Raw genomic sequence first — 739 nt, forward strand, 5'->3', positions numbered from 1 at the left:
ATTAGGATTTGAGGTTATTGAAATCCCGGTGAACAAGATTGATAACCAGGATTCAATGAAAATAGTTATTGAGCAAATAAAGGCAAAGTTAGCCGTCCTGCCGGAGGCTCATGGCTCTGTGTCACTTGACAGCGGCGAGTGGGCGGTAGACAAGGCATATTTTACTGCCGATGATGGAGGGCAATGTTCAGATGACTGTTATTTTACCGCCGAAGAATATTTAGAAGAGCAAACAAAAAAGCCCAAGAAAAGAAAAAGGAAGAGAAAAAAGCCAGTAAAAACTGCTGCCTGCTGATGCCGTAGAATAGTCTACTTTTAAATTTTCCATGAATTAATGAAATCTAATTATGGACAGAGGCGGTGCTGGTATAAGTTGGAAATACACAACTTCAGGTAACGATTACAAACAACCAGATGTTCATGCCAGTGTTTCAAGTAGTAGGCAATACAGGCATGGCACAGTCAGAAAGGTGAATGTGCCACCGTCCTATATCCAGAAGCGTAATGAATGTCACCCTGCTTCTGACGCCTGCTCTGTTAACCATCCACCAAGACATTCAATAAAACCTGTTAATGATTTTAATGCTCTCATCACACAAGAAAAAATGGATCGGCTGGTGGGGTTATTTGCTCGTTATGGTGATCGCTATGATGGTAGAAATCATGGTCAATTTGCCTGTTCAATCAAATGGTACACATCAGGGTCAAAACGACCATTAAATCATAGTGAACAACGCCA

The 739-nt window shown here is 41.3% G+C and carries 2 protein-coding genes; both read left to right on the forward strand.

The genetic code is table 11. The features are described from left to right. On the forward strand, nt 1-295 hold a 295-nt coding region (locus J7438_RS26445), incomplete at its 5' end, for a hypothetical protein (RefSeq protein ID WP_209279005.1). 52 nt (nt 296-347) lie between these two features. Beyond that, nucleotides 348-739 (forward strand): hypothetical protein (locus J7438_RS26450; RefSeq protein ID WP_209279006.1); only part of this gene is annotated, 392 nt, incomplete at its 3' end.

The sequence above is a fragment of the Thalassotalea sp. G20_0 genome, assembly GCF_017744175.1.
Lineage (GTDB): Bacteria > Pseudomonadota > Gammaproteobacteria > Pseudomonadales > Endozoicomonadaceae > Endozoicomonas.